The sequence below is a fragment of the Chlorobium sp. genome (genome assembly GCF_036528655.1).
In the GTDB taxonomy this organism is placed as follows: Bacteria; Bacteroidota; Chlorobiia; order Chlorobiales; family Chlorobiaceae; genus Chlorobium.
This window is the reverse complement of the sequence record NZ_JAIGND010000003.1, coordinates 266,587-293,434: the sequence shown is the minus strand read 5'-3', so window position 1 is coordinate 293,434 and position 26,848 is coordinate 266,587. Positions and strand designations below refer to the sequence as shown.

Genomic DNA, 26,848 nt, shown 5'->3' with positions numbered 1-26,848 from the left:
CCGATGAATGCAGTAAATCCGGAAGCGATCGGCGTATTCGGTCTTATGGTAACCGTTTGGGTATTCGGTCTCGAACAGCTGGGACTGGGTATCGACGGAGAAACCGACCACGAGAAGCTGGAAAAAAATCTCGCTAACGTCGCCCTCTGGTTCGGCGGTGTCGCGCAGATTTTCACCGCTCTCTCTCTCTACCTGTTCGATGTCGGCATGCCTCCCGAATCCCGGATCTATATCGGAACCATTTTTGCAACCTACGGGCTGTTCTGGGTTGTCGTAGCGATGCATTTCTACAATCCCGGCGATAAAAAGGTCTATGCGCACTTTTTTATCGGCATCTTTTTCATGACTGCGGTGTTCAGCTACAAGGCATTCCTTCTCGGCAAAATCTGGCCGTTAGGCATCGTGCTGGTGCTCATCAATGTGCTGACGTTTCTGCTGCCTTTTACCTGGTACAAGCCGAACGCAATCATCACGAAAATGTGCGGGGCGACCAATATTGCCATCGGGCTTTGTGCCCTGCCGCTCCTTTTCCATGCCATCGGACTCTGATCGGGACGATTTGGAGCGTTCCCTGGCGAAACCAATCGGCTTTTCGAGAAGTCGAAAAACCTCATAAAAAGACAAAAGCCGGGCATCGTCCCGGCTTTTGTGCAGTAAAGATAAAATCCGCTCACCTGAACACCAGTCCAGGTACCTCCACTGCTTCCTTGTCGTTCCGTTTTGCGATCTCGCGAACGGTCATGGACGGATCGTCAACCTTGATGCCCTTTCCGGCAAGGGTGGTGACGATTTCGTCGCTCTCTTTGCCGGCAAGTTCGGCGACCGTTTCAAGCCTTGCCGACTGGATGGCGCGCATCATCTTCGCCTTTGGATTGCCTCCCTCCCTGGATGCGGGCATGAACACCGCAAGCGCCTTGACAACGACGCCGACAGAGATGATGGATACCGCAGGTATTTTCGAAAAGCAGGAGACGAATACTTTCCAGTTGGCGATGGTGTGCAATACCGCACCCGCAACCATCAGCCAGCTCAGCCACTCGTGCACCGGATTGATATATCCTCCTTCGATTTTGAAGAACATGGAAGGGAAATCAGGGGACAGATGCCCCGCTCCAGATTATCAAGCAATCCCGCAAGACCTGCACAAAACGATATTTTCCGGTTCTCGTCATCGGCAACGATACGGTTCCCTTCGATGCGAGGGAAGAATTGCTTCGCGTTAGTTTATGCAATTGCGAACGTCCCTAAACTTACTAAACTTACTTACTCGCGTTGTTTATTACTACCTTCAGGAGCCCGGCTGCTTGAGGCGGTTTGTGTGGAAATCGTAATCCGGAACCTGCCGGTTATAGTCTCTGTCCATCAGGGGAGAGGATATCATGAAATCGGCTGTCGCGCGATTGCAGGCCGTCGGGATGTTCCAGACCACAGCCATGCGCAAAAGCGCCTTAACGTCGGGATCGTGCGGTTGCGGTTCCAGCGGATCCCAGAAAAAAATCAGAAAATCAATTTCGCTTCCGGCGATTTTTGCACCGATTTGCTGGTCGCCGCCGAGAGGCCCGCTCATGAGTTTGTGCACCGTAAGGCCGAGTTCTCTCTCGAAAACGCTTCCGGTGGTTCCCGTTGCATAGAGCGTGTGATGTTCGAGCAGATCGCAGTTAAACTTCGCCCAGGCAAGAAGATCCGCCTTTTTGTTGTCGTGAGCGACCAGAGCAATCCGTTTTGCGGCCTCCATGTTTACGTCTTTATACTGCATCGATATTGGCTTATCATTTACATGTTTTTCAAATGCGTTATCGGCGAAAAAACTTCCGTGCGCATTTGCATTTTCAAGTACAATAACAAGACAATCATCAAGAGGGTTCCTAGAGCCCTGTCTTCAGACTTTACCGAGTCGCAATACCGGCGTATTAGTCGATCGATATCAGGGGAAAGAATTACGGAATTACGTACGGAATTACGGGAATTACGTACGGGAATTACGGAATTACGGGACGCTCGCAATTGCGTAAACTTATTGACAACAACCCATCAACGAATGTGTTACCGCCACTGGAATCCCGTACTGACGCGCCGTTTCGACATAGCGCATGACGAGATACGACACACATTGGATTTTGCGGACGTCCATAGCTGGCAGCATATCGTAACACACATCGAAACAATCGCTTACAGGGGCATCCCCAGTAATGGGAGGTATTGCGCATATTATTTCGTATACTAATTATACGTACAGAAAGAATAGGCAATAACTTTTTTATCCCGGCCATGCAGCAGGTCACCATTTCGGATAGCAACATTAACATCAGCAGCTTTCGGGCATTGCGTCGCATTATCAGGGCGCTGGACGTACACTCCCGGCAGCTTTACCGTAAATGGAACATCACCTCGCCACAGATGCTCGCACTGCATATGCTGGCCTCGGGCAGTCCGTTCACGCTTTCGTCGCTGGCAGAAAACCTGAATCTGAGCATGAGCACCATGAACGGCATCGTCGACCGCCTGGAATCGAGGGCTCTGGTCAGAAGAACCCGTTCGACGCTGGACCAGAGAAAGGTGAACCTCGACATTACCGATGCTGGAAAAGCGCTGCTCGACAGCGTTCCGGAACTGATGCGCGATCTCTATTCACAGGCGTTCAACCGCTTCTCGCAGCATGAACAGGTGCTGCTCGGCGAACTGCTCATCAAGCTTGCCGACACTATTGCGTCTGCAGCTCCCGAAATGGCCGCCAATCCGAAAACAATGCCCGCTTATGATGACCTTATCAGCTCAACAGCAAAAGATTTTACGCTCCATTGACGGCAATGCCGGATCTGAGCAGTGGAAAAGCTGGACATGGCAGATGCGCCACAGTATCCGCGATCTTACGACCTTCGAAACCCTTCTCGGTATTGAACTCTCTCCGGAACAGCGACTGAGTTTCGGCCAGACAGCCAACAAGTTCCCGATGTCCATCACCCCCTACTATCTTTCGCTGATCGATACTGAAAACCTGGAAAACGACCCTGTTTTTCTGCAGAGCGTACCGTCGCCGAGAGAACTGGAAATCATGCAGGGCGATATGGCAGATCCTCTGCATGAAGACGAGGACAGCCCGGCCCCCTGCATTACCCACCGATACCCGGACCGCGTGCTGCTGCTGGTCAGCAATACCTGTCCCATGTACTGTCGGCACTGTACGCGCAAGCGCAAAGTCGGCGATGAAGACACCATTCCGTCGCGATCGGCAATCAGTGCGGGTATGGACTATATCCGGAAAACCCCGCAGGTACGCGATGTGCTGCTGAGCGGAGGTGATCCGTTTCTTCTTTCCGACAATACCCTCGACTGGATTCTCGGAGAACTGCGAAGCATCAGGCATGTGGAAATCATCCGCATCGGAACCCGAACGCCGGTGGTGTTGCCTTCGCGCATCACCAAAGGGCTTACCTCCATCCTGAAGAAGCATCAGCCGGTCTGGGTCAACACCCACTTCAACCACCCCAGAGAGATCACCCAGAGTTCCCGTAATGCGCTGGCCGCCCTTGCCAACGCAGGCGTTCCGCTGGGCAACCAGACCGTACTGCTTTCGGGCGTCAATGACTGCCCTCGGATTATGAAGGCGCTGATGCACAAACTCGCGCGCAACCGCGTGCGACCTTATTACCTGTACCAGTGCGACCTTTCGGAAGGGTTATCGCATTTCAGGACGCCGGTGGGGAAAGGCATAGAAATTCTCGAAAGCCTCATCGGCCATACCAGCGGCTTCTGCGTACCGACCTACGTGATCGACGCGCCTGGCGGCGGAGGCAAGATTCCCGTCATGCCGAACTATCTGATATCCTGGTCAACCAACAAGGTTGTGCTGCGAAATTATGAGGGGGTGATCACCACCTACAAAGAACCTGATTCTTACGAACAGACCTTCTGCGACCGTAATTGCGCATCGTGCGATCTGCTGCTTAATATCGAAGATGCAGACGACTCCCGCTCCATCGGCATCGACAAGCTCCTTTCGGACCACGACGACACTATTTCGCTCGTACCGGTTTCCAACGACAGACACCGCCGACGGAATAACCATGCATAATGAGCCCTGCACTGGATGGCTCATTGCGTTTTCAGACAACGCACAATCATTGCAAACCCATGCAGAGAGACCTGATTGAACCCTTTTACGGCGCAACGATCCAGCATGGCCCGCAAAGCGACCGCATTTATGTCATGCATGCCGGCGCGTCGGAACCCGGACTGCTTGCCGCTCGACTGGCGGAGCTTGCGATTCGGAAGGGGTATACGAAAATAATCGCCAAAATCCCGGAAGCCGCCGCCGCTTCCTTTTTCGAATTGGGGTACCGCAGGGAGGCGGAAATTCCGGGGTTTTACCGGAATGGGGAGACGGCGTTCTTCATGGCCCGCTTTTTCGATGATGCGAGAGCCTGTACCGCCGAGGCCTCTGCGATTGCGCGCATTCTTGAACTTGCGCGACAGGCGGCGGCGGAACACCGGCATGATCCGGCGCCCGGTTCCTGTCAGATCATCCGGTGCAGACCAGCCGACGCGATGGAAATGAGCGAAATCTACCGGAAGGTCTTTCCGTCATACCCTTTTCCGATCGATCAGCCGGCATATCTGCAGGAAACCATGCTGAGCCATATCGAGTATTTCGGCGTTCGAGATAAAAATAGACTGGTCGCCCTTGCCTCCTCTGAAATGGACAGGGAAAACCGAAATGTCGAAATGACCGATTTCGCTACGCTGCCGGAGCGGCGGGGCAGAAGCCTCTCTCTTTTGCTGCTTATGACAATGGAGCGGGAAATGCGAAAGGAGGGCTTCGGGACGGCATATACCATTGCCCGTGCCCTCTCTCCAGGCATGAACCTCACCTTCGCTCGATCAGGCTACGCATTCGGCGGCACTCTGGTTAACAACACCGGTATTTCGGGCGGCATCGAGAGCATGAACGTCTGGCATAAGCCTCTGGCATGAACATGACGGACCGCAACGTACCGGACATGCTCCTCATCTGAAAACCAGCCCAAGCACTTCCATTGCTTCCTTGTCGTTCAGTTTTGCGATCTCGCGGATCGACATGCCGGGATCGTCCACAGCAATGCCTTTTTCTGCGAGCGCCGTAACAACGTCGCCGCTCTCTTTGCCTGCAAGTTCGGCAACCGTTTCAAGCCTTGCCGACTGGATGGCCTTCATCATCTTCGCCTTTGGATTGCCACCCTCCTGTGATGCGGGCATGAACACCGCAAGGGCGGTGACGACCAGGCCGACCGAGATAATGGAGACTGCAGGAATTTTCGAGAAGTATCCGACAAATATTTTCCAGTTGGCGACGGTGTGCAGAACTACGCCGGCAACCATCAGCCAGCTCAGCCACTCGTGCACCGGTTTGATGTAGCCGCCTTCGATCTTGAAAAACATGAGAATGCCGGTAACGGCAAGGATAATGAAACTGCCTATTGCCAGAGGAGTGGCCCATGATCGCATCGTTGTACTCATAATAAATGGCACTGTTCTGTTGGTTTGCAAATAAATCAATCTTCGAAGATGTGACGCCATTAGAGCGAAAAGCTGTTACGCTCTTCCCGATAGATCAAAACAAAGACCAAATAATGCAAATCATGCCAACCGTGCCCTCTTTCGAAAAACGGAAATTGACGGATTAACCTTCTTTTAACCGTTCGGACGCTATCGATCCGGTTACGAATCATGCGCATACAAGAAAAGCCCCGAAAAATCGGGGCTTCATGCATCGACTTTTTCAGCGGTCAGACACCCTCTTCCTCGCCAACTGGCTCTATATCGCTCGTTGCAACCGTGCCGATCTTGTTGTCGAGATTCAGGTGCAGATAGAGGGGTTTTTCCTGGCGAAGGATATTCATCACATCATCGAACCTGCTCAATGGATAGTGTATCGAGGGCTCCGGATAGCTGGCATTGGGCGGGACAGCGACGCCATCTTTAAAAAAGACGATTCGTCCCACATACTTCGTACCGTTATACACGTAGACAAGAGCCTCGTAGGGATGCCCGCTGTAATACCAGATTTTGTACCCGTCGAAATCTGTACGAATAGTAGCCATGTGATTCCTCCTTGTAATTTATTGGTGTATTGCCGTTATCGTTACGAGAAAATAAGTGCCTCAATAACCAGCACATCCCGTTCATACGGTCATGAACGCCAAAGGAACGGGAAAACCGTTTACCTGAACACAACTCCAGGAACCTCCATAGGCTCCTTGTCGTTCCGTTTTGCGATCTGGCGGATATTCATCGCCGGGTCATCGACGCTGATATCATGTCCGCCGGAACAACGCGTCTGTTCAATATTGGTAATTTTCAGTCGGCCAGCAACGGACGATCGCCGAGTCTCTGGCTGACTCCGCTACGACGAGCCTGTTTTTTCCAGTTCCAGGTGCCGACCAGCCGGTAAATCCAGGCCGGAACGAACGGTCGGGCAAGCCGTCGGCATGCATCTTCGGGAACCGGATCGCCTGCCGCAAGGGCTTCGGCGACGCAGTCGAGAGCGGTTCTGCAGGGAATTGCCGGCCCTCCGAGTTGCCGGAGCGGTCGGCCATGAACCAGTCCTTCGCCGCCCCCGATCGAAATGCCTCCCATCCATGCGAATGCCGATTCGCCGGCGAACTCGGCACAAATCGCAAGCGCGGCGTCGTTGTGATGCGACTCGATGAAACCGCAGTTTATAATGGCGGCCAATCCGCATCGGGAAAATCTCTCCCTTCTGCGCTCCCGGATCATCCGCATGAGGGCAATAACCGGTTCGGGAATGCTGTCGATATAGAGCGGAAAGGCCAGTATGCAGAGATCGGCGCTATCGACGGCCTCGAGCAGCCCCGAAAGTCTTCGCTTATCGCGCACTGCTTTGTGGATATGAACGGTTTGCGTCGCAACTCCCCTGGTTTCCAGCTCTTCGAGAAGATAACCGCCGATCGATGCCGACGAGCTTTTCTCCATGCGGGGGCTGCCAACCAGAAGCAGGGCTTTACGGGGAGGATCGTCCGTTCCGGAAGCAGTACCTGCATCCGGAAGCTCCATCCGGACTTGCGAGCCCGTTTCGAGCCCCCGAAGCAGTTCTGCCAGCGTCTGACGGATGGCTTCAGTCCCTTCGGTACGGCAGATAACGCCGCAACCGGCTTTCGCGGAATAAAAGTTGATCGAATTTCGCATGACAAGATGCCGGAAAATCGCCGTCTGACGCTCGTCAGGCTGATCGAGCCATCCGATCGCCAGCAGGTCGGGGTAGGCCGCGTATCGTTTACGGTGATGCGATTCTCCGTCGATTGTCGTAAAAAAAGGGGAAACATTGGCGATGAAATGATCGAGCATCCGTTTCAGTTCCGGAGAATACCCTCCGAAGGTTACCGGCGTGAGCATGATCAGCAGATCGCTCTGAACGAATTTTTCCGACAGCTCGCGGTTGTCGTCGTCTATTACGCAGATTCCCGGGGTTTTCAGCCAGCACCCGAAACATCCGTTGCAGTTGCCGATTGATTTCTCTCTGAGAATGATGTGTTCGGTTTCGTATCCTTTTGCCTCAAGAATCGGAACCAGTTCTCCGGCAATCCTGCCACCCGACGGATCGCCTTCGGGCGAACCGTCGAAAATCAGCGCCTTCATAACGGGCTCCTTTCCATTACCCATGCGATGGCCGCTCCTTCGGCTGCCGCAATGACGGCCCAGAAGGAGAGTTCGAGAGCGATGAGCGGCAGCGGTTCTCCGAACTGATTGAAGGGCGTGAAGAACTCCCAGAAAAGATAGGTCATGAAAAAGATCAGGCCCGACATTCTTATCGCTCTCGGCAGGAACCCCGCCGGCCAGGCGACGGCTATCGAGCGGTAGATGAACGCATGGCCGACGGCGAAAAGCAACAGCCCGAGAATGATGGGCAGGGGCGAAGTGACGACAAGCGGAAGGGGTTCAATCTCGGTCCAGACAGCGATAAGCTTATGGCTCTGCATGGGCGAGGCAAGCAGTATCCCTTTGCCGTCCCACCCGAATCCGAGCGTACGGAAGGTCAGCAGCATGGCGGCATTCATGGCCATGCCTCCTGCAAGACCCGCGATAATGGTTTTTTTCATGGCATTCTCCGGTTAATCGTTGCTGGAAAATCGAGCGGCATCAGCAGTCACGTCCGTCGGCAGGACGAATTGACGGCAGACGGCATCGAGCTCGAAAAGATAGAGCGCCGCCCCGCCCTCGGCGAACGGGGGCAGCTGACCGGTTATTTCGAGCGATACAAGCCCGTGAACCCGGCTCCAGATGGCCATGGCGACGGCGTAAACGGAGAGCATGGCTTCGTCTGCGGTTTCCATGAGCACGGAAAAACGGTGGCCCGGTTCGAGCGAAGGAAGCGGTACGCCTTCGACATCGAGCCGCCCGAGGGCATGCAGCTCTCCAACGGTTTCCAGAAGCGCGTCGAGAGAGCGCATCATGACCGGCAGAAGTTCCTGCATGGGTGGCTCGTATCCCGGCACGGGATTGCCGAAAATGAGCAGGTAGCGGTGCGGATGATCGATCGCCCACTTGCGGTAAGCTATACCGGTAGCCCGCAGCCGGTGGAGCTCTCTGCCCGGTCCGGCATGCGATTCGCGGGCTTCGTGCTGGCAGTCGCCGAAGGATGCATAGGCGTCGACGATCAGCGCCGTCACCAGCGCATCGCGGTCTGAAAAATAGTTGTAGATTGCCGGCGCCGTGATGCCGAGCTCTCGGGCGATGCTGCGAAGAGAGAGGGACGACGCGCCGGATTCGGTTATCTGCCGCCATGCGGCTTCCTTGATCGACTCGCCGAGATTGGGCTGCTGCGATGCTCTGGAAGGTCTGGCCATAGGATCAATTTTAGTTTACAGTGTAAATTTACACTGTAAATCCGAAAATCAAAAAGAATTCAGCATCATGGGCATAACCCTCCGACGCATAGACAAAAGGCGCTCTGGCATTGCCGTTTTTTCATCGTACCTTTTACGGAATGAATGTTTTGCCTGAACACTTCGTAAAATGGTTATCGATGAAACCTCGTCAGGGCACAACCCGGCGCCGTCCGGGCGTCAAGCTTTTCTGGTGGAAGTGGATGGTCGTTTCGAGCTGGGGCGTCATCGTCGCCGGTATCGCCATGGTCGTTCTGCCGGATGTGATGAACAGGTTTTTCAGCCTGCTCTTTTATAACGTAACGGACCATTACACGTCGTTCGGGGAAAGCGCATCGGGCTACATAACCTTTACGCACGGCGTGCTTGGTTCGGTGATGGCCGGCTGGGGCGTCGCGCTGCTCGGCGTGCTGTACGGACCGTTCCGGAGCGGAAATCCGGAGGGATGGCGTTCCGTCGCTTATTCGGTCGCATTGTGGTTTTCGCTCGACACATCCGTCTCGCTGGCATACGGCCTCTGGCAGAACGCCCTTCTGAACCTGATCATCGCGGAGCTCTATATCATCCCGCTTGTCGCAACGTTCAGACAGTTTTTCGGGAAATAAAACCCGACATCGTTTTTATTTCGTTGAAAGAATAACACCCACAGCGTCAACATAAACCCCGGAACGGCCGAACAGGCCGAAAATGGAGGATCCGGGAGGCGCGCTGTAGGTATAGTGCGAAGAACCGCCGGTTCCGCCCCACCCTTTTATACGGCCGTAATTAGTGACAAGCTGAAAGGAATCGATAAAATCCCCGTGTTTTCCGGTAATTCTGGTAATATACTCTCCCTGCTGAAGTTTGAACACACTGGGATTTCCTCCATTGCCGCCATGCTGCTGACCGGCAATCTCCTGGTCAATGACATTTTTATAGACAAACTGGATGGCATCGATGAACGCCCCTGACCGAACCCTCACCTCTGTTACCCGTAATCCCCCGGTCTGCTTATCGGAGAAATAGTTGCCTCCCTGTCCCCCGGATGGACCCAGAAACGTAAATGTCTCGGCGGATGCCAGGGATGTAACGCTGAAAAAGAACAACAGCCCTGTCAGAGCGTTCCTCAGGAATATGCTGTGTTTCATTGCCGCCTCCATTATTGTTTATGATATTTTTCTTGACCATCTTCACCATCAAATTAAGGTATTTTTCAGGAATACACACAAAACAACTCCGACAGGCAGACATAGTGAAAAACGCGAAAGAACCAGCCTTTTCAGCCCCCATGCTCACAGAAACCCTCCGGCGGGTTTTCGGCTTCGGCGGGTTTCGCCGCGACCAGGAACGGATCGTCAGGGCAATCCTTGAAAACAGGGATGTTTTCGCCATCATGCCTACCGGAGGGGGAAAATCTCTCTGCTACCAGCTTCCGGCCGTGATGCTGCCGGGGACCTGCCTTGTGGTCAGCCCCCTGATCGCGCTGATGAAGGATCAGGTTGACGGCGCGCGCTCAAACGGCATCCGCGCCGCATTCCTGAACAGCTCGCTTTCTCCGGCCGAACAGGACGATGTTCAGAGGCAGCTGCATTCGGATGCGCTCGACCTGCTCTATGTCGCCCCGGAGCGTTTCGCGCTCGAACGGTTCCGGGATATTGCCGCCAGGGCACGTATATCTCTGGCGGTGATCGACGAGGCACATTGCATTTCGGAATGGGGACACGATTTCCGACCGGATTATCTCTCGCTTTCAAGGCTGGTCGCCATGTTCCCGAATGTCCCGGTTGCCGCATTTACGGCTACGGCTACCCACAGGGTTCAGGACGACATACAGAGGCGGCTCGGCCTTCGCGATCCGCTTGTCGTGCGGGCTTCGTTCGACCGGACAAACCTGTTCTACGATATCCGCTTCAAGGAAAATGCGGCAGAACAGCTCGTCTCGATCCTCAAAGCCAATCGCGGCAAGGCCGGCATCATCTATCGCACCAGCCGCAAAAGCGTCAGCGACACCGCTGCGATGCTCCGCTCGAAAGGGTTCCGGGCCCTTCCTTATCATGCCGGCCTTGGCGACGAGGAACGGATACGCAACCAGGAGGCGTTCATCCGCGACGAGGTCGATGTGATCGTGGCAACCATCGCCTTCGGTATGGGCATAGATAAATCGAATATCCGGTTCGTCGTTCATGCAGACTTGCCGAAAAGCATGGAAAACTACTATCAGGAGACAGGCCGGGCGGGCCGCGACGGCGAACCGGCCCAGTGCATCATGCTCTTTTCGCACGGAGACATCCCTAAAGTACGATTCTTCATTGACAGCGTCGCAGACGAAGCGGAGCATGCAAGAGCACTCGCTGCGTTTTCGAAAGTGGTTTCGTTCGCATCCTCGTCGGTATGCCGTCGCAGAAGCCTTCTGGACTATTTCGGGGAAACCTATCCGGAAGAGAACTGCGGCAACTGCGACGTCTGCACAGGATCGCATAAAACCATTAATTGCACCCGAGAGGCGCAGATGCTGCTTTCGGCGATAGTGCGAACCGACCAACGGTTCGGAGCATCGCATATCATCGATATCGTTACCGGCAGCACAAACAGAAAAGTGCTCGATTTCGGCCACGACCGGCTGAAAACCTATGGCGCAGGAAAGGGAAAATCGAAGACGTTCTGGAAGCGGCTCGTTGACGAACTGCTTGCGCGAAAAATCGTATCGAGGGCAGATGGGCTCTACCCGGCTCTCTATCTTCTGCCGGAAGCTTCGCGCGTGCTGAAGAACGAAACGGAAATCGAAATGGCGGAGGTCGTTGAAACCAAACGGCAGAAAAGCGCCCTTGCGTTCGCAGCGCCGCAGGAAAACGAAGAACTTTTCGAATTGCTGCGTTCGCTGCGCAAACAGATAGCCGACGAGCAGGGCGTCCCCCCTTACGTGGTATTTTCCGACCGGTCTCTTCGAGATATGGCTTCGCTGCTTCCAAAGGATGAGGAGTCCATGCTTGCGGTTACCGGCGTCGGAGAGGTCAAACTGCAGCGTTACGGCAGACAGTTCATATCCTGCATCATACGCTGGTGCGATGCCGGCCATAACGGAAGAACGCCATGACGGCGAGCGAGCGGGCATCCTTTCACGATCATTTTTCGAGCGTATCGAAACAGTATGCCCGGTACCGCCCGGCTTACCCGGCAGATCTGTTCGACTGGCTGGCATCAGTCGCTCCCGGACGAAACCTCGCATGGGACTGCGCGACTGGAACAGGCCATGCAGCAATCGGACTTGCCTCCCGCTTCAAACAAGTCATTGCTACCGATGCCAGCCCTGAACAGATCGCTGCAGCAATACCGCATCCCGGCATAACCTACTCTGCCGCGCCTGCCGAAAAATCGGGACTCGACGACGGATCGGTTGACCTGATAACGGTTGCGCAGGCATTGCACTGGTTCGATATAGAGCATTTTTTCAGCGAAGCGGAACGGATTCTCGTGCCCGGAGGCGTCCTTGCCGTATGGACATACGGTCCTCTTTCGATTGAGGACGAACAGATTAACGCTCTTGTCAGGAAGTTCGCCTCGATGACGCTCGCCGAATGGTGGCCAGAAGAGTGGAACCGTACCGCTGCCGGAAGAAAAACGATACCGCTTCCTTTCGAAAAACTGGAAGTTCCGGAACTGGCCATGACTGCCGACTGGACGCTCGGCGAACTGGTCGGCCATATGCGTACCTGGTCTGCCGTCACGCGATATATCGGGAAAAACGGTATCGATCCTGTCTCTCCGGCAGCAGAAGAACTTTCGGAATTATGGAGGGAACGGGAAGAAAAACGAAGAATAATTTGGCCGTTCATGTTATCTGCCAGCAAAAAAAACGGCAGATTTTCAGATGATCGATGAAAACGCGCCTCGCGGCGAAAACTTATTATGTGCCTCAGGGGTTCAGCGAGCTGCTCCCGTCGTGCGAAGCACCCTGCAATCCTTTGCCTGATGCAGATCTCATGCATTCTTCGCAACAATCTCCCGAAAGGGGACCAACGCTATCGTCACGCCCCGCTTCATGAATCTGGTCCCGTTCTTCGCTCCCCGGATGAGCTTTATTGAGAGCGCACCGGTAAAAAAAAGGCGATTTGTTATCAGGCGCCATAATCCCTCCGGTTCACGCTCTCTCCAGACCACACACGTCGGCAACCCGACTCAGCTTGCTCCAAACTGCTGCATTTGCCTCTCATGGCTTATTCCAATTATATCGTTACACGCTGCTGTACGCCCTATACCTCACTACACCATACTGAACCAGAATAAATACTGACAGCCGAACTTGTTTCCGAACTTCCTTTCGAAAACACACCCCCTCACCCGCATTATATAACTATATAACTGATACACAAAGAAAAAAATCCGGCAATCAGTTAATATGATCTACAAAGAAATGGAATTCCGCCCAGCAGGCGCTTTCCGGGAAAAATCGAGTACGGTAATGTCGGCGGTCCCTGCATGCCGCAGAGATTCTCAAGGCAGCAAGGCTCCGCCGCCGACATCTGTTATCGGGCTGTCCGGGCCGATACCCTGCCGCATCTATCATGTCGAGCGAGGCCTGCGGTCGCTCCTCATACCAGCTCAACCGCTCATGTTCGTTAGAAGCATACACCGCATCCCGGTGATTTCGGGGGTCATGCTGTTCTTCCGAGGAAGCATGCATGCTGAAGATTCTTCTAAAGGCAAGCGAACGGCTTTACGATGTATCGTTCAATCTGCCGGCCTTTCCTTAAACCATGTTCAGTTGTTTTTACAGAAGGATTTACCAATTTCGACGGTATCGGGAATCCGATCCTCGATCTCTTCTCTGGTGCCGATCAGGTAATCCCGCACAGGCCAGCCAAGCGCACTCCTTTTAGCGTCGAGCATCCGCAGTATATCCTCGGCGGTACGGTAAGGATCGGGGTTCCAGTTAAGCGCAGCGCCAACCATGCAGCGCATCCGGTTGCTGACGTAGTCGATAAAACGGTCGGACGCAAGGGTGTTATCCTGCACGCATGAATAGGTTTCGATGCCGTTCATCACGAAAGCGAAGCGAGCGCCCATGGTTTTTTCGGCTGCAGGATCGGCGGCCACCATGGCAAAAGGCATGGCAGGGTTCGCCTGACCGGCAGCGTTGGCGGTATAGGCCATGATCTGGCTTGCCCGCGTGCTGTCGGTGCACGCCCCGACATGCAGCGCGGGGGGAATATCAAGGCTTTCGACCACCTCCCGCAACCCGGGACCGCAGAGCTTCGAAGCATCAGGATGTGCCAGACCCGCGAACAGAAGCCCCATGCCGGAACATCCGTGAGCTGTGACCAATACATCGTTCTTGATGAGCTGGCGGGCAATGATGACCTGGTTTCGCTCGAATACCGCACCCCGAACATTGCCGCAGGAGCCGAAATTGACGACGCCCCTGAGCTTTCCCTCCCGGAGGAGGCGCGCCAGGCCATGAATCTTTTTTTCCGGCATCGATCCGTCGAACAACCGGGCAACCTCCTCGACACTGAACCCGAGCTCTACCTTGGCCCTGATATCCGGTATGTGTACCTTTTGGGCATCCCTGTTGCGATAGTTGTCGATGGCGATGTCGAGAATCTGTTCGGCAAGTTCATAGATTTTATCGAGATTCTTCAGATAGTAGTCAAGTTCCAGCACAATGGCCCCTTCCTTCCGTCCTGAAGGGGAGGTGGTGATCACCTTGGTATGGAAGCGCCTGGCGACAGGCATCATGCCAGGAAGCACATCCTGCTGATCGACTACAATAGCCTCGAACGCGCCGGTTGCCACAGCCATCTCTGCCGACGAAGCCATGGCTACGAGCGGAATGCCGAGGTCACGTTCGACGAACTCTCCGCCGGTACAGCACATCCCGTAGAGTTTTATATCCCCGGCACCGGCAGCTTTGACCTTTTCCATGATTTTCGGCGTACCGACGATATCGCAGATGGCGAATGCCACCATGGGCGCATGGCCATTGATGCCGATGTTGATGCACCCCTCTTGCTGTATACTGCCAAGGTTCACGTTGAGCTTCGAGCGCTGCGGCAACCCGTACACGATATCGGTTGCAAGCGAAGTCGATACTACGGTCGTCATCGCATAGGCCACTACCGCCCGCATGAAGGCCTGCATGTGGCTCTCGAAATCGGAATCGGTCCCGTGGCTTGTGAGATTGTTCACCTCGAAACATTCGTGATAGGCGCTTATGGGAATGACGCCGAGCTTCTCCCAGAGCGACGAACGCTCCTTCTGGGCAAGGGAAAAAATGGTGTCGTGCCGCTTCGGCAGCGAACGCTGCAGATCGTCTATGAAACGGTCTGCGATCTCGACGCAGAGCTGCTCCACACTTTTTTCTTCGATATCGAAGCCGAGCGTCCTGGCAACTGCCAACGCCTTCTCCGGGCACCTGACCGGAATCGGCGCCGTCCCTTCTCCCGCAGCTTTCAGCGCGATAAAAACCTCCCGGGCATGCGCGCCGTGCGCCGCCATGCCGGAGGCAAGGCGGCGCACGGCATTGCCTGCCACTATAAGATCGACATCCTTGCCGCAGACCGAGAGAGGGGCTTTTTCCGTCACCCGGCAAGGACCGTAGGAACAGAACGCGCAGCAAGCGCCGGTCAGGCCGTAACCGCACTGAGGATGCTGCTGCAGAAAGCGGTCAAAGGTGTTGCTGATTCCGGCACGATCCATATGCTCCACCATCTCCGCGACAGCTTTGTTGGCGGTATGCTTTATAACCTCTTCCTTGCTGTAGTTGAGCCTGTGCACCAGCCTGATCCGGTCTTTCATCGGCATGCCCGGTTCATAGTGTGGGGCGTTGCGGGAACCGGTCAGTTCGTCATCGTAACGATAGTTTTTTTCGTCGGTCATGATACCTTGCTGTTTTAATGATTCAGTGCAGATCGGCAGATCCTCATTGTACCCCGGGAAATTCAGGGTTTCGCCAGAGCCCGGATATAAGCGACAAGCTGCCGGATCTGTTCATCGGTAAGACTGTTGCTCCAGGCGGGCATATACCGGGCGCTCTGTCTCGAGGTATCGGTTATGCCTCCTGAGATTATGGCGTTCATCTCCTTGTCGCTCATGGCCTGTACGGCATCGCTGCCGAGAGGACGGATTGCGATACCGAGCTTTCTCGATATTTCGCCGTCACCCTCTCCGTCACGACCGTGGCACATGATGCAGGACATCCCGTAGATATCGTCAGCGGTATTCCCGGATTTTTTCTCAAGCTCGACAGGGCGCTCCTCGTTCAGCACACGGACATAGGCCACAATATCCATGATCTGCTGTCGCGTCAGCTGCATGCCGAAAGGACGCATATGGATGGATTTGCCATGAGCAATTCCTCCCTTGCTGATAAAGTCATAGATTTCCCTGTCGGTTTTCCTGTCGAAATATCCCTTGTCGGTAAGGTCCGCAGGAAGTGCCGAAAGAGATGCGGCATAAGGTCCGTCGCCTCTTCCGGTCTGGCCGTGACAGATGAAGCAGTACCCGAGATAGAGGCGCAGGCCGTCGAGCTGATGTTCTGCGGCAGAGGCCTGCCGTTCTCGGGTTTTTTCTGTCGGGCTCTCAGAGGGGGTGTTCCCGGAACAGCCGGAAAGGGCTGCGGAGAGCATGAGCGCGCCGCCCAGAAAAGCGGCTGTCAAGCGGCGGTTCCTCTCAGTATGTATTCTCATGGCAGTATGGGTGACGTTATCCGTTAAAATACCAGATCGAGATCCTCGTCCTTGAGCGACGAATAGAGCTGGATAATCTGATCGCGAATCGCACCGAACTCCCGGTCGGTGCGGCAGACCAGTTCATGTCGGGGACGTGGCAGGGTGTTGGTAATGATTTTCTTCACCCTGCCGGGGTTGATATCCATGACGCAGAGCTTGTCAGAGAGAAAAATCGCTTCGTCCACATCGTGGGTTACGAAAAAGATGGTGGTGCGGGTTTTTTCCCATGCCTTGAGAATCTGGATCTGCATCTCCTCCTTGGTGAGCGCGTCGAGCGCCTCGAACGGCTCGTCCATCAGAAGAATTTTCGGTCGGTTTGCCAATGCTCTTGCGATGGCAGCTCGCTGACGCATCCCTCCTGATATTTCGTGCACCATTCTTGCTTCGGATCCTTTAAGGCCCACAAGCTCAAGCTGTTCCTCGGCAATCTTCCTCCGCTCTTGTTTGCCGATTCCTTTCAGTTCAAGACCGAGTTCGACATTTTCGACAACGCTCCTCCAGGGAAGAAGCGCATACTCCTGAAAGACCATCCCCTTGTGCGGTCCGGGACCGTGCTCTTCTTTTCCGTCGAGAATAACGCTGCCCGAAGACTGTTCGAGAAGTCCGGCAACGATCTGCAGCGTTACCGACTTACCGCATCCGGTCGGTCCGAGGATGCAGACGAACTCGCCTTCGCTGATGCTGAGGTTGACTTTTTCGAGCACCCGGAATTCTGCGCCGTCCTTCATGAAGGTTTTCGAGACATCCCGAAGTTCAAGCAGCGGTTTCCCCGCCTGATCTGTGCCGTTCATTGATGTGATCATGTCCTGATAGTCCTGGATGTTAACTGATTGCGCAGGTTCTAAGACCCGCATCCTTTTTAATGACATTCATGACCGTTTCGCGGAACCCGATGAAACGATGGTGGAAATCGAGATCGCGGGCGGCGCTGCCGAGACGGGGCCGGGGCAGTTCGTTCCGGAGAACGGACGCTATCGACCCATCGCGGTTAAGCACGACAATCCTGTCTGCCAGTTTGACCGCCTCGTCCAGATCGGAGGTAACGAAAACAACCGTGTTTTTTTCTGTCTCCCATATGCGGGTTATCTCCTGATGCATGGTCATTTTCGTTTTCGAGTCCAGCGCGTTGAACGCTCCGTCCATGAGCAGAATCACCGGCTTTATGGCAAGGATCATGGCAAGCGAAGCTCTGCGCTTCATGCCGCCCGACAGTTCGCCAGGATGCTTTTTCACCGCATAGCCGAGCCCGACCATATCGAGGTACTTCATGGCTTCGTCCTCTCTCTCCCTTTGGTTCATTCCGTTCTTCCTGAATTCGAAACCAAGTTCGACGTTCTTCAGCACGCTTCGCCATGGAAGCAGGGCATACTCCTGAAATATCACTCCGCGGTCAGCGCCGGGACCGGTAACGGGTTCCCCTTCGAGCAGTATCGTTCCCGAGGTGGGAAAATCAAGCCCGGCCATAAGGTTCAGCAGGGTTGATTTTCCGCATCCGGTCGGGCCTACGATAACAAGGAATTCATTTTTCATGACGTCGAATGAGCAGTCCCGGAGTGCATGAAACTCCCTGCCGTTTTTTCTGTAGGTTTTACTCACCTGCCTGAGGCTGATGAGTACTGGACTTTCTGTTGTCATAGTTGTCTCCCGGCAGGTTAGATCTTCCACGAAAACTTGCTGATAAGCCATCTGTTTGCAGAATCGAGCAGATAGCCGATCATGCCGATGACCATGATGGTCGCCATGAGCTGGTCGTAACGGAAACGGTCGCGGGTATCGAGAATGAAATACCCCAGTCCGTCAGACACCCCGAGCATTTCAGCCGGTACGAGAATGATCCAGCTCACGCCTACGGCAAGCCGCAGGCCGGTCAACATATCGGGAACAGCGGCCGGTATGATGACCTTGCGCAGAATACCCATGTCGAGCGCGCCCATGGTTTTTGCCATGTTAACCCAGAGCGGGCTGACCCTGCCGGCGCCATGCGAAGTGTTGAGGATCAGCGGCCAGATGGCTACAAGCCAGAGCAGAAAGACGACGGATACGTCGCCGACGCCGAATATGATAATGGCTATCGGCATCCACGCAAGAGGCGAAATCATGCGCATGAACTGGAAAACAACGTAGGTCAGCTGCTCGATTCTCCTGAAATAGCCCACCAGCACCCCTATGGGAAGGGCGACCACGACGGCAAGCGACAGGCTCACGAGCACCCGGCGCAGGCTCGGCAGCGCGTGGTGGATGAGTTCGCCGTTTTTAATCATCTCGATGAGAGCCAGAATTGCCGCCAGAGGGGAAAACGCCTCGCTGAAATCGGCGCCGAAAAGCTTGAGCGAGGCGGCGATCTGCCATACGATCATGAAAAGGATAACGCCGAGCACATAAAAGCTTCTGTCGGCGACAAGGGCCATGAGCCCGTTACTGTTTTTTTGACGGGTGTCGTTTTGTTTTGCCATAACCTCGGGAAAAATGGTTTTCGGGTAAATGCCGGGAAAAAGCAGCACGAATCCCGCCGGCGCGCCGAAACGTGCCGGAGATGATCCTTTCGATTGCGGAAATCTGCGCCGGGAGAGGCAAATCGCCGGAGCGAAGCGAAGAGCCGCCTCTTCTTATACCTTGATGAGTTCTTCCCTGACAGTCGGCATCTTCGCATCGACGCCGGCAAACAGGGCGAGGCCGCCGAGTTCCGCTGCCGCAGCCTCGACTCCTGCGGTATACATCAGCTCTTTGTGCACCTTCAGAGGATCAAGAGACTGCAGAAAACTGACGTCGCCTTCCATTTTCGTCAGCTTCATCATTTCCACGATATGCCGCGTGGCAGACTCGAACTGATATGGCGCGTAGGATAGGCGTTTTGCCTGCCATTCGGGATGCTGGATAGCGCCCGTGCCGCCGCTCGCGCCATAGGTTTCAAGATCGTACTTCATCATTGCCCGCTTGACGATTTTCTCCGGAAGCGGAAGGTACTGCGCTCCGTCTTTCGAAAGAATGTGCGCGGCCTGCTCGGGATTGTTCAAGGCCCAGAGTTCGGCTTTGACAAGGGCCTGAATAACCTTGTGCGACCACTCGCGATCTTCGAGGTCCTTTTCATTCATAACAGCTACGCAGCAGGGATGGTCTTTCCATACGTCGCCGGTAAAGCGGACGATTTTTCCGTTTGCAAGGAGTTCTCCTGCCGCATTGAACGGCTCGGCAACGATATAGCCGTCGATGGCCCTGGATGCCATTGCCGTCGGCATGTCCGGAGGCGCCATGACGAAGAGATTCATCTGCTTATTGGAAAGAGGGGCACTCTTGCTCTGGATGACGGTCTCGATACCGTATTCGCGGGCTATCATCTGTATGATGATGTTATGCATGGAGTACCAGTAAGGAATGGCTATCTGCTTGCCGCCAAGGTCGGCATAGGAGTTGATGCCGCTATCCTTGCCAACCGTTATTGCCGAGCCGTTGATGTGATCCCAGGCAACGACCTTGACCGGAAATTTCTTGCTGTAGCGCATGTAGATCGGGATCGGCGCGAGAAGGTGGGTGAGATTGAACCGCCCGGCCATGAACGCTTCGGCCATCGGAGCCCACCCCCGGATCAGTACCGGCTTCTCGGACTCAAGGCCAAGCTCCTTGTAGTAGCCAAGTTCATGCGCAAGGACAATCGGGGTGGCATCGGTAATAGGCAGATAACAGCTGGTGACTTTTTTTGATGCGGATTTTCCGGCTGAGGTGCTGCCGCCTTGTTCCGGGTCTTTTGAACAACCCTGAAGCAGCGGGTATCCGGCAAGCATGGCGCTGAGTCCTACTGCGGAAGTTTTAAGAAAATCCCTGCGGGTAGGCGCGTTTTTCTCCTGGCTCATGACGACCTCCTTTATTTTCGGTTACATGTGGTTACGGGCTTTTTCGAAAAGAGATGCAACGTGGATGGCAAACCGGCATCTGAATGGTAGAGAGCGCTGCGCTGACAATTGTTCTGTCTGACGAAAATATGGCCGGACACTATACCGGACGGCAAACACTCGCCTCACGACGAATATCCTGGGTATGCATGACGAAAAGGCGAAAACCGATTGTATAAGGAGGAGATCCCGAGAAACGGGAGAGATAAACTATATAAACATCAGCTCATATAATTTAACTGAAGAATAAATTAAAAACAAAAGAAAAATAACAATTGTTAACAACCGAAACCATCAATGAGCATGTTGATATGAAAGGTCATTACGGGACATGCGGCATACGGGACAGCTCCTTTCAGATCAGCATCAATTGCCTGAGCGTCAAAGGGAATCTCCGCAAGTATATCATCCGAACCGAGCAGGGCTGCTATATCACCGATCCGGTCAACGTCATATACTTTGTTGACGATATAGCCGATTTGCGGTATGCCTGCCTGGCGGGCAAGGGCTGTTATTTTTTTTGCCGTGTTTATCGAACGGGCTCCGGGCTCGACAACGACAAGCAGAATATCGACCGACTGGGCCGTACCTCTGGTCAGATGCTCGAATCCGGCTTCCATATCGAGAATCACCCACTCGTCTCTTTCGACCATGAGATGCCTCAGAAACGATCGGAGAAGCGCGTTCTCGGAACAGTAACATCCTGTGAGCGCCTCTTTCAGGCCGCCCATCACCATGACTCTCGTTCCGTTGACTTCCACCGAAAATTTTTCGACAAGATCATCAGCTCTCGGATTGAGCACGAAATAACCGCCCATATTGCCGGGTACGGATCCGGTACGCTCTTCGATCAGCTGTTTCCGCTCGATGAGCGGTATGATCCGCCCCTCTTTTTCCTGATCGTAACCGAGAGCTTCGGCAAGACTGCCGTTCGGATCGGCATCGATTGCAAGCACCGGCTTGCCTCGAGCAGCAAGAGCGCAAACGATCATGGAACTGATCGTGGTTTTGCCTACGCCGCCTTTTCCGCTGACTGCGATTTTCATGACAGAAACTCCTTATCATGCAGGATGATTGATTGGCAGGAATAATAAGCCGGCGTAACGGCCGGTACCGGCAATTTTCAGCGATTCAGATGAAAAGCGAGATATCGGCTTCTGCCGCATGTTCGAGATACATGGCCGCACCGGCATATTCCACTCCGTCTATGAAGTCCTTCCTTTCGAAACCGAACACCTCCATGGTCATCTGGCAAGCGACGAAGCGCACGCCGCTCTCGATGCACATTTCGCGGAGCTCTTCGATGGTGGCTACACCTTTCTTTTTGAAGGTCTCCTTCATGAGCATGGTGGCCATGCTGTCGAAACCGGGCACGTTGCCGGAAATCAGGTTGGGAATCGACCAGTTGATGTTCTGGAAATCCTTGCTGCCGAAAGGCATCTTCATCGGCATGGCAGGATTGCCTACCGGAGTGACCTTAAGGTCGAGATCCTTTTTCAGCAAGGGAAGGCCGTAAAAGGTGAAGAACACCATGGCGTCCATATCCATGGCGGCCGCCGCGGAGGCAAGGATGAATGGCGGGTACGCCCAGTCGAGCGTGCCTTTGGATGCGATGATCGCAAGTTTCTTGGTATCTGCCATCGTGGTGTCTCCGTTCAGGATTTCTGGATATAGAATGTGTAGGAACCGCCTTCGACAGAGCTGCCGACGATCTTGTGCCCGGTTCTGTTCGACCATGAAGACATGTCGTTTGCCGAACCGGAATCGGTCGATATCATTTTCAGCACTTCTCCGCTCTGCATCTGGTCGATCTCTTTCTTTGTCTTGAGAATAGGCAGCGGACAGTTCATTCCGGAGCAGTCGAGCGTACGGTTGGCAGTAATTTCTGACATGGAGCCTCCTGTTGTGTTTAAATGTTATTTTTCTGGGTAAGATGTCGCGACGAAGCCGCGAAACTAAACTATATAACCAATCAATTATATAATTATAATAACAAGAAAGGAAAGAAGCAAGCATTTCCTGTCGTTTTTCCCATCGATCGACGGAATATTTGTCAGGAAACGATACCGAGAACCGCAGCGGCAAGAACAATAACCTGAAGCAAGGCAATCAGGGCATACGTACGGTTCTTCTCGCCGAGAAAAACAGGAATGACGGCAACAAGACAGATCATTGCTGCCATGGCAAGAAACACGATCGATATGAAACTGAGCACATCGCCGTGCATCGGATCCTGCGTCCATGCCCACCCCGTGGGCACCGACAGGATATTGTTCATGTCGCTTGCCCTGAGATGCCAGTGAGAAGCGATGTCTTCGATTGATACCGTCAGCGGCAGCAGCCTGAAAACATAGGCAAGAAATCCTGCGGCTATCAGCGTCATACCTGCATGCGAAACGATGTCGAGTACCGATGCGTAGACAAGCTGAACCCTGTTTATCTCCGGTTTCTGCTGACCTGCATTGCTGTTCATAATCCCAGTCCTTTTGTTATGGAACGAAGTCCGGCGATAACCATCATGATGATCACAACGATGCGGACAGAACCGGTGTTGACTTTCGAGAGTATTCTTGCGCCTATCTTCGAACCGAGCATCACGCCGCCTACCGCGGGAACGGCTATCAGGGGAAGCACGGCCCCCTTATAGATATAGATCCATGCGGCTGCCGCTCCGTTCATCGAAAGAACCAGACCGCTCGTTGCGACGGCAATCTTCAGAGGCGCTCCCATAAGCAGGTTGAGCACCGGCACATTGGCCCATCCGGCACCCATGCCGAACATGCCGCCGATGAAGCCGATAAAAAAAAACAGCACAAGACCCAGCGGAGTACGATGCACCTTCCAGTCGACGATCTTTTCGATTGTCGGTTCGTAGTAACTGCCCGAGATGCCCAGAGCCCTTGATATACTATCCTGTTTAGCGACTTCAGGATATCCCGATTTACCGCCTTTCATCATGATCGCCGCAATAGCGATGATGGCAATGCCAAGAAGCAGCTGCACGCTGTCTGCCGACATCGTAAGACCGACGATCGCTCCGGCGATTGAGCTTATCGAACCGATCAGCGAAAGTGGCAGGCTGAGCTTGAGATCCGCAAGTCCTTTTCTGAGAAGGGAGGGTCCTGCCGAAAGCGCGCCTGAAAGCGCGACAAGCAGACCCGCTCCGCGGACAAAATCGAGATGGAAGGGAAAGAAACTGCCGACGATCGGCACGAAAAGCACTCCGCCTCCGACGCCGGCAAGTACGGAGACGATTCCGAGAAAAAACGAAAAAACGAAGAGCAGCAGCACCCAGATCCACCATGCGGTTTCGGCGCCTGCCTGTAACGGAGCGGCGACAGCTTCAGGAGAAAGAAAAAAAGGTATGGCTGTCAGCAGAACGGCGGCAATGAACCACCGAATATTATTACCGTCCGCTTTTGTCATCGGCCATACTGTCAAAAGGTTGTCAGGGTCATATCAGCCTCGGCCGCCGGACGGAAATTCCGGCGGCCGCATTCTATCGTTACTATGCAATATAATAGGTCTTCTCGTCGGGCCTGAATGGGCGGTTAAGCCATAGCGGACGACGCAGGCCGTTGGGACCGGGCGCAGGCCTCGTCATGGCGAGCCACTCCTTGTAGATCTCGAAAGAGCGGTCGGTATCGACGAAGACGTCGCCGTAACGGTCTCCCTCCCGGGCTTTCCCGATACGTACCTTCTGGTGCCAGCAGTGCATTCCGCTTATCGGGTCGGGATGGACCGGAAAGGTTATGTTCTGGTGCACGCCGCCATCCGACCAGAAAATCCTCGACGAATCGGCATCGCTGCTTTCGTAGGGCTGAATATTCTCTTCGACGCGCATCTTCCATTTTCCTTTGCCCTCTTTGGAGATGTTGACCCGATTGGCCGCCCAGCGGTTGGCCTCCGGGTCCTGCTGCCTGCGCCAGCGCCCGATATGGTGCGAACAGGCTAACACGCCGGGTCGTATCCCTTCTGTCACCCAGGCCTGGTTGACGAAAAAGCCTATGTCGGTGTTAACCCTTATCAGCTCGCCGTTTTCGATTCCAAGCGAAGCAGCATCCGCGGCATTGATCCAGACCGGATTGCGATGAGCGATTTCGGCCAGCCATTTGGCGTTGCCCGAACGGGAATGAATCAGTACAGGAAGCCGGAAGGTCGGCACCAGCACGAACTCGCCGTTACTGCGATTCATGGTCTCCTGGTGAATGTGGCTCTTGATGTATGCCGGCATGCGGTATTCGGGCCATTTCCACTCCACCATGGTTTTCGACCAGAACTCCTGCTTCTTCGAAGGGGTCGGAAAACCGGAGCATGCCTTGCCGCCGACTTCGACGCCGACGCCTTTGCCGTTTTTGACGATCAGCCCGTTCTCGGGATCTACCGAAGCGCCTTCGAGGTCGGCGGAGGGAACAGCTTTCTCATGAACGTTATAAACGTTGCTCTCGACTTCGAAAGCGCCGTACTTCTGCATGTAGTCGAAAGCGGTGAGCCCCTCGGCGGCTGCGGCTTCGGGCAGGCCTGCGGTATGCTCGAAAATGTAGCGGTAGTACTCCTCGATGGTGATCTTCTCTCCGGGGCGATACGGAGACATGCAGTACTGGCGGATGCCGAGACTTCCGTCGGGGTCGATGCGCCAGGTCAGTTCGATCCAGAACTCGTCCTCTTCCCAAACTTCGCCGGGATTGGCTTCCCATGTATATCTGACCGGTTTGCCCATCCGCCTCAAGGCTGTGCGCAGCACAGGCTGGCGGAATGCGATCCACTTGCCCGCATGGGTTTCATAACTGATTATGTCGTGCCTTTCGGCGGAATGGCCCATCGGCAGCACGTAGTCAGCGAAGTATGCTGTTTCGCTCCAGGTGGGGGTAAGCGCCGCGTGCAGGCCGATTTTCGATTCGTCCTCCAGCGCTTCGATCCACGAGAAACCGTCGGGGTAGGTCCAGACAGGGTTGAAAACCCTGGTAAAGTAGACGTCGAGTTTGCCCCGGCCTTCTTTCAGAAAGTGGGGAAGCAGGAAGCTCATTTCAAAGTGCGCGAGCGGATATTCGTTCGGCATGTGAAGCGGATTCCAGAAGGTCTGGGGCTTCGGCTCGGCATGCACGTGCGGTTTGAACTTGTTCCATGCGCTTGGCGATGTGCCTCCCGGCGTACCGACGCTGCCGGTCAGCACGTTCAGGAAGTGCAGCGTACGCGATACCGCCCAGCCTCCGAGATTGCCGCTGCTTGCGCTGCGCCAGACGTGCGTGGAAAACTGCGTTCCTGCCGCGCCGATTTTACGGGCGACATCGACGATCATGGCTGCGTCTACGCCGCTCTCTTTCGATGCGTACTCGGGAGTGTAGTGCGCGTACTCCTTCTTCAGTCCTTCGATGAAGTTTTCGAAGGTCGCCGGCGTTCCGGGATATTCCTCCTGCAGGTAGGCCTGCCAGTTCACCCAGTTTTCCAGATAATCTCGATTGTAGAGCCCCTCGTCGATGATCACTTTCGCCATGGCGAGCAGTACGGCCGGCTCGCTGCCGGGATAGCTCGGCATCCAGTAGTCGGACATGCTTGCCGTGTTGGAAAGGCGCGGATCGAGTACGGCGAGCTTTGCGCCTTTCATGCGGGCCTCTATGATACGCTGCGCATGCGGGTTGAAATAGTGACCCGATTCAAGATGCGCGCTTACCAGCAGAATGAATTTCGCGTTGGCGTGGTCGGGAGAGGGACGATCGAATCCTTCCCAAATGGCGTAACCGAAACGCGCGCCTGACGAACAGACGTTGGTGTGACTGTTGTGCCCGTCCACGTTCCATGCCCGAAGGATCCACTCCATGAAGCCGTCATTGCCCGGACGTCCGACATGGTAGGATATTTCGTTGTTGCGGCCTTCCATGATCGCTTTTCGCATACGCCCGGCAATATCGTCGAGTACACTGTCCCAGCTGACCCGCTCCCATTTGCCGTCTCCTCGCTTGCCGGCCCTCTTCATCGGGTAGAGCACGCGGTCGGTATCCTGAATCTGGTTCAGCGTTGCCGGACCTTTCGCACAGTTCCTTCCGCGACTTGCCGGATGGTGCGGATTGCCCATCAGCTTTCTTATCTCCATGGTCTCCTTGTCGACATAGGCCAGCAGACCGCAGCCGGCTTCACAGTTGAAGCATGCGGTCGGCACCAGCATATACTCTTTCGCCTTTCGTTCCGGCCAGCTTTTCGAATCGTACTCGACCCAGTTGTCCCATTGAGACGGAGGCGGGCAGCTTATTTCGGCGCCATCTTCGGCGGCGCGCATAGCCTTTCGGCCATCTCCCTCCTTGTGCAGATCGGGAACAAGATGAAGTTTTTCAGCAATTGCTTCTATAACTGTCGGTTTGTGGGTATAGCTCATAACGTA

General features: G+C 54.5%; 27 protein-coding genes. 7 read left to right on the top strand and 20 right to left on the bottom strand.

Translation table 11 applies throughout. The features are described from left to right. Positions 1–3 precede the first annotated feature (3 nt). Positions 4–549, top strand: coding sequence for a hypothetical protein (locus K4305_RS01495; RefSeq protein WP_331560551.1), 546 nt, complete (start codon positions 4–6; stop codon positions 547–549). Between the two features lie 121 nt (positions 550–670). On the opposite strand, the gene K4305_RS01490 is transcribed toward K4305_RS01495, so the two are convergent. Beyond that, on the bottom strand, positions 671–1,081 hold the full coding sequence (locus tag K4305_RS01490; protein WP_331560550.1) for a DUF4405 domain-containing protein: 411 nt from the start codon (positions 1,079–1,081) through the stop codon (positions 671–673). Positions 1,082–1,288: 207 nt separating this feature from the next. Further along, the gene (locus tag K4305_RS01485; RefSeq protein WP_331560549.1) at positions 1,289–1,756 is read right to left on the bottom strand and encodes a methylglyoxal synthase; all 468 of its coding nucleotides are present in this window, start codon (positions 1,754–1,756) and stop codon (positions 1,289–1,291) included. Between the two features lie 512 nt (positions 1,757–2,268). Here K4305_RS01485 and K4305_RS01480 point away from each other — a divergent pair. From K4305_RS01480 to ablB, 3 genes are read left to right on the top strand one after another with little or no spacing between them, the layout of a single operon-like run. Beyond that, positions 2,269–2,802, top strand: a complete 534-nt coding sequence (locus tag K4305_RS01480; RefSeq protein WP_331560548.1) for a MarR family winged helix-turn-helix transcriptional regulator — start codon at positions 2,269–2,271, stop codon at positions 2,800–2,802. Continuing rightward, positions 2,759–4,072: a lysine 2,3-aminomutase gene (gene ablA, locus K4305_RS01475; RefSeq protein WP_442880408.1), complete on the top strand. Its 1,314-nt coding sequence runs from the start codon at positions 2,759–2,761 to the stop codon at positions 4,070–4,072. The genes K4305_RS01480 and ablA overlap by 44 nt, the downstream gene beginning before the upstream one ends. A 59-nt stretch (positions 4,073–4,131) precedes the next feature. Next, the gene (gene ablB / locus K4305_RS01470; RefSeq protein ID WP_331560546.1) at positions 4,132–4,971 is read left to right on the top strand and encodes a putative beta-lysine N-acetyltransferase; all 840 of its coding nucleotides are present in this window, start codon (positions 4,132–4,134) and stop codon (positions 4,969–4,971) included. A 33-nt stretch (positions 4,972–5,004) separates the two neighbouring features. Here ablB and K4305_RS01465 read toward each other — a convergent pair whose 3' ends face one another. From K4305_RS01465 to K4305_RS01445, 5 genes are all read right to left on the bottom strand, one after another. Beyond that, positions 5,005–5,493 (bottom strand): DUF4405 domain-containing protein, encoded by a 489-nt coding sequence (locus K4305_RS01465; protein ID WP_331560545.1) that lies wholly within the window; start codon positions 5,491–5,493, stop codon positions 5,005–5,007. 269 nt (positions 5,494–5,762) lie between these two features. Next, complete coding sequence (locus K4305_RS01460) at positions 5,763–6,077, bottom strand: hypothetical protein (RefSeq protein ID WP_331560544.1); 315 nt, start codon at positions 6,075–6,077, stop codon at positions 5,763–5,765. A gap of 256 nt (positions 6,078–6,333) precedes the next feature. Then, a complete protein-coding gene (locus K4305_RS01455) occupies positions 6,334–7,632 on the bottom strand; it encodes a flavodoxin family protein (protein WP_331560543.1) in 1,299 nt (432 codons plus the stop codon). Further along, entirely contained in the window at positions 7,629–8,093 is a 465-nt protein-coding gene (locus K4305_RS01450) for a hypothetical protein (protein ID WP_331560542.1), read from the bottom strand. The genes K4305_RS01455 and K4305_RS01450 overlap by 4 nt, the downstream gene beginning before the upstream one ends. A 12-nt stretch (positions 8,094–8,105) precedes the next feature. Further along, positions 8,106–8,840, bottom strand: a complete 735-nt coding sequence (locus K4305_RS01445; RefSeq protein WP_331560541.1) for a TetR/AcrR family transcriptional regulator — start codon at positions 8,838–8,840, stop codon at positions 8,106–8,108. Between the two features lie 179 nt (positions 8,841–9,019). On the opposite strand from K4305_RS01445, the gene K4305_RS01440 reads away from it, so the two are divergent. Continuing rightward, the gene (locus tag K4305_RS01440) at positions 9,020–9,484 is read left to right on the top strand and encodes a hypothetical protein (protein ID WP_331560540.1); all 465 of its coding nucleotides are present in this window, start codon (positions 9,020–9,022) and stop codon (positions 9,482–9,484) included. A gap of 15 nt (positions 9,485–9,499) precedes the next feature. On the opposite strand, the gene K4305_RS01435 is transcribed toward K4305_RS01440, so the two are convergent. Continuing rightward, positions 9,500–10,006: a jacalin-like lectin gene (locus K4305_RS01435; RefSeq protein ID WP_331560539.1), complete on the bottom strand. Its 507-nt coding sequence runs from the start codon at positions 10,004–10,006 to the stop codon at positions 9,500–9,502. Positions 10,007–10,146: 140 nt separating this feature from the next. Between K4305_RS01435 and recQ the strand changes: the two genes are divergently transcribed. Beyond that, a complete protein-coding gene (gene recQ / locus K4305_RS01430; RefSeq protein WP_331560538.1) occupies positions 10,147–11,952 on the top strand; it encodes a DNA helicase RecQ in 1,806 nt (601 codons plus the stop codon). Continuing rightward, positions 11,949–12,737, top strand: coding sequence for a class I SAM-dependent methyltransferase (locus tag K4305_RS01425; protein ID WP_331560537.1), 789 nt, complete (start codon positions 11,949–11,951; stop codon positions 12,735–12,737). Before recQ ends, K4305_RS01425 begins: the two co-directional genes overlap by 4 nt. Before the next feature lie 879 nt (positions 12,738–13,616). Here the strand turns inward: K4305_RS01425 and K4305_RS01420 are convergent. From K4305_RS01420 to K4305_RS01365, 12 genes are all read right to left on the bottom strand, one after another. Continuing rightward, the gene (locus K4305_RS01420; protein ID WP_331560536.1) at positions 13,617–15,734 is read right to left on the bottom strand and encodes a carbon monoxide dehydrogenase; all 2,118 of its coding nucleotides are present in this window, start codon (positions 15,732–15,734) and stop codon (positions 13,617–13,619) included. Between the two features lie 62 nt (positions 15,735–15,796). Beyond that, complete coding sequence (locus tag K4305_RS01415; protein WP_331560534.1) at positions 15,797–16,543, bottom strand: cytochrome c; 747 nt, start codon at positions 16,541–16,543, stop codon at positions 15,797–15,799. Between the two features lie 23 nt (positions 16,544–16,566). Continuing rightward, complete coding sequence (locus K4305_RS01410; RefSeq protein WP_331560533.1) at positions 16,567–17,388, bottom strand: ABC transporter ATP-binding protein; 822 nt, start codon at positions 17,386–17,388, stop codon at positions 16,567–16,569. 19 nt (positions 17,389–17,407) lie between these two features. Continuing rightward, entirely contained in the window at positions 17,408–18,220 is an 813-nt protein-coding gene (locus tag K4305_RS01405; RefSeq protein ID WP_331560532.1) for an ABC transporter ATP-binding protein, read from the bottom strand. Positions 18,221–18,237: 17 nt separating this feature from the next. Next, a complete protein-coding gene (locus K4305_RS01400) occupies positions 18,238–19,038 on the bottom strand; it encodes an ABC transporter permease (RefSeq protein ID WP_331560531.1) in 801 nt (266 codons plus the stop codon). Positions 19,039–19,191: 153 nt separating this feature from the next. Next, positions 19,192–20,433 (bottom strand): ABC transporter substrate-binding protein, encoded by a 1,242-nt coding sequence (locus K4305_RS01395; protein WP_331560529.1) that lies wholly within the window; start codon positions 20,431–20,433, stop codon positions 19,192–19,194. A 317-nt stretch (positions 20,434–20,750) separates the two neighbouring features. Further along, a complete protein-coding gene (locus K4305_RS01390) occupies positions 20,751–21,518 on the bottom strand; it encodes an ATP-binding protein (protein WP_331560528.1) in 768 nt (255 codons plus the stop codon). Positions 21,519–21,603: 85 nt separating this feature from the next. Beyond that, positions 21,604–22,113, bottom strand: coding sequence for a sulfur carrier protein DsrE2 (gene dsrE2 / locus K4305_RS01385; protein WP_331560526.1), 510 nt, complete (start codon positions 22,111–22,113; stop codon positions 21,604–21,606). 14 nt (positions 22,114–22,127) lie between these two features. After that, positions 22,128–22,364, bottom strand: a complete 237-nt coding sequence (locus K4305_RS01380) for a sulfurtransferase TusA family protein (RefSeq protein WP_331560525.1) — start codon at positions 22,362–22,364, stop codon at positions 22,128–22,130. A 161-nt stretch (positions 22,365–22,525) separates the two neighbouring features. Next, positions 22,526–22,945 (bottom strand): DUF1634 domain-containing protein, encoded by a 420-nt coding sequence (locus K4305_RS01375; protein WP_331560524.1) that lies wholly within the window; start codon positions 22,943–22,945, stop codon positions 22,526–22,528. After that, on the bottom strand, positions 22,942–23,898 hold the full coding sequence (locus K4305_RS01370) for a sulfite exporter TauE/SafE family protein (protein WP_331560523.1): 957 nt from the start codon (positions 23,896–23,898) through the stop codon (positions 22,942–22,944). The genes K4305_RS01375 and K4305_RS01370 overlap by 4 nt, the downstream gene beginning before the upstream one ends. Before the next feature lie 82 nt (positions 23,899–23,980). Beyond that, positions 23,981–26,842: a molybdopterin-dependent oxidoreductase gene (locus K4305_RS01365; RefSeq protein WP_331560522.1), complete on the bottom strand. Its 2,862-nt coding sequence runs from the start codon at positions 26,840–26,842 to the stop codon at positions 23,981–23,983. Positions 26,843–26,848 lie beyond the last annotated feature (6 nt).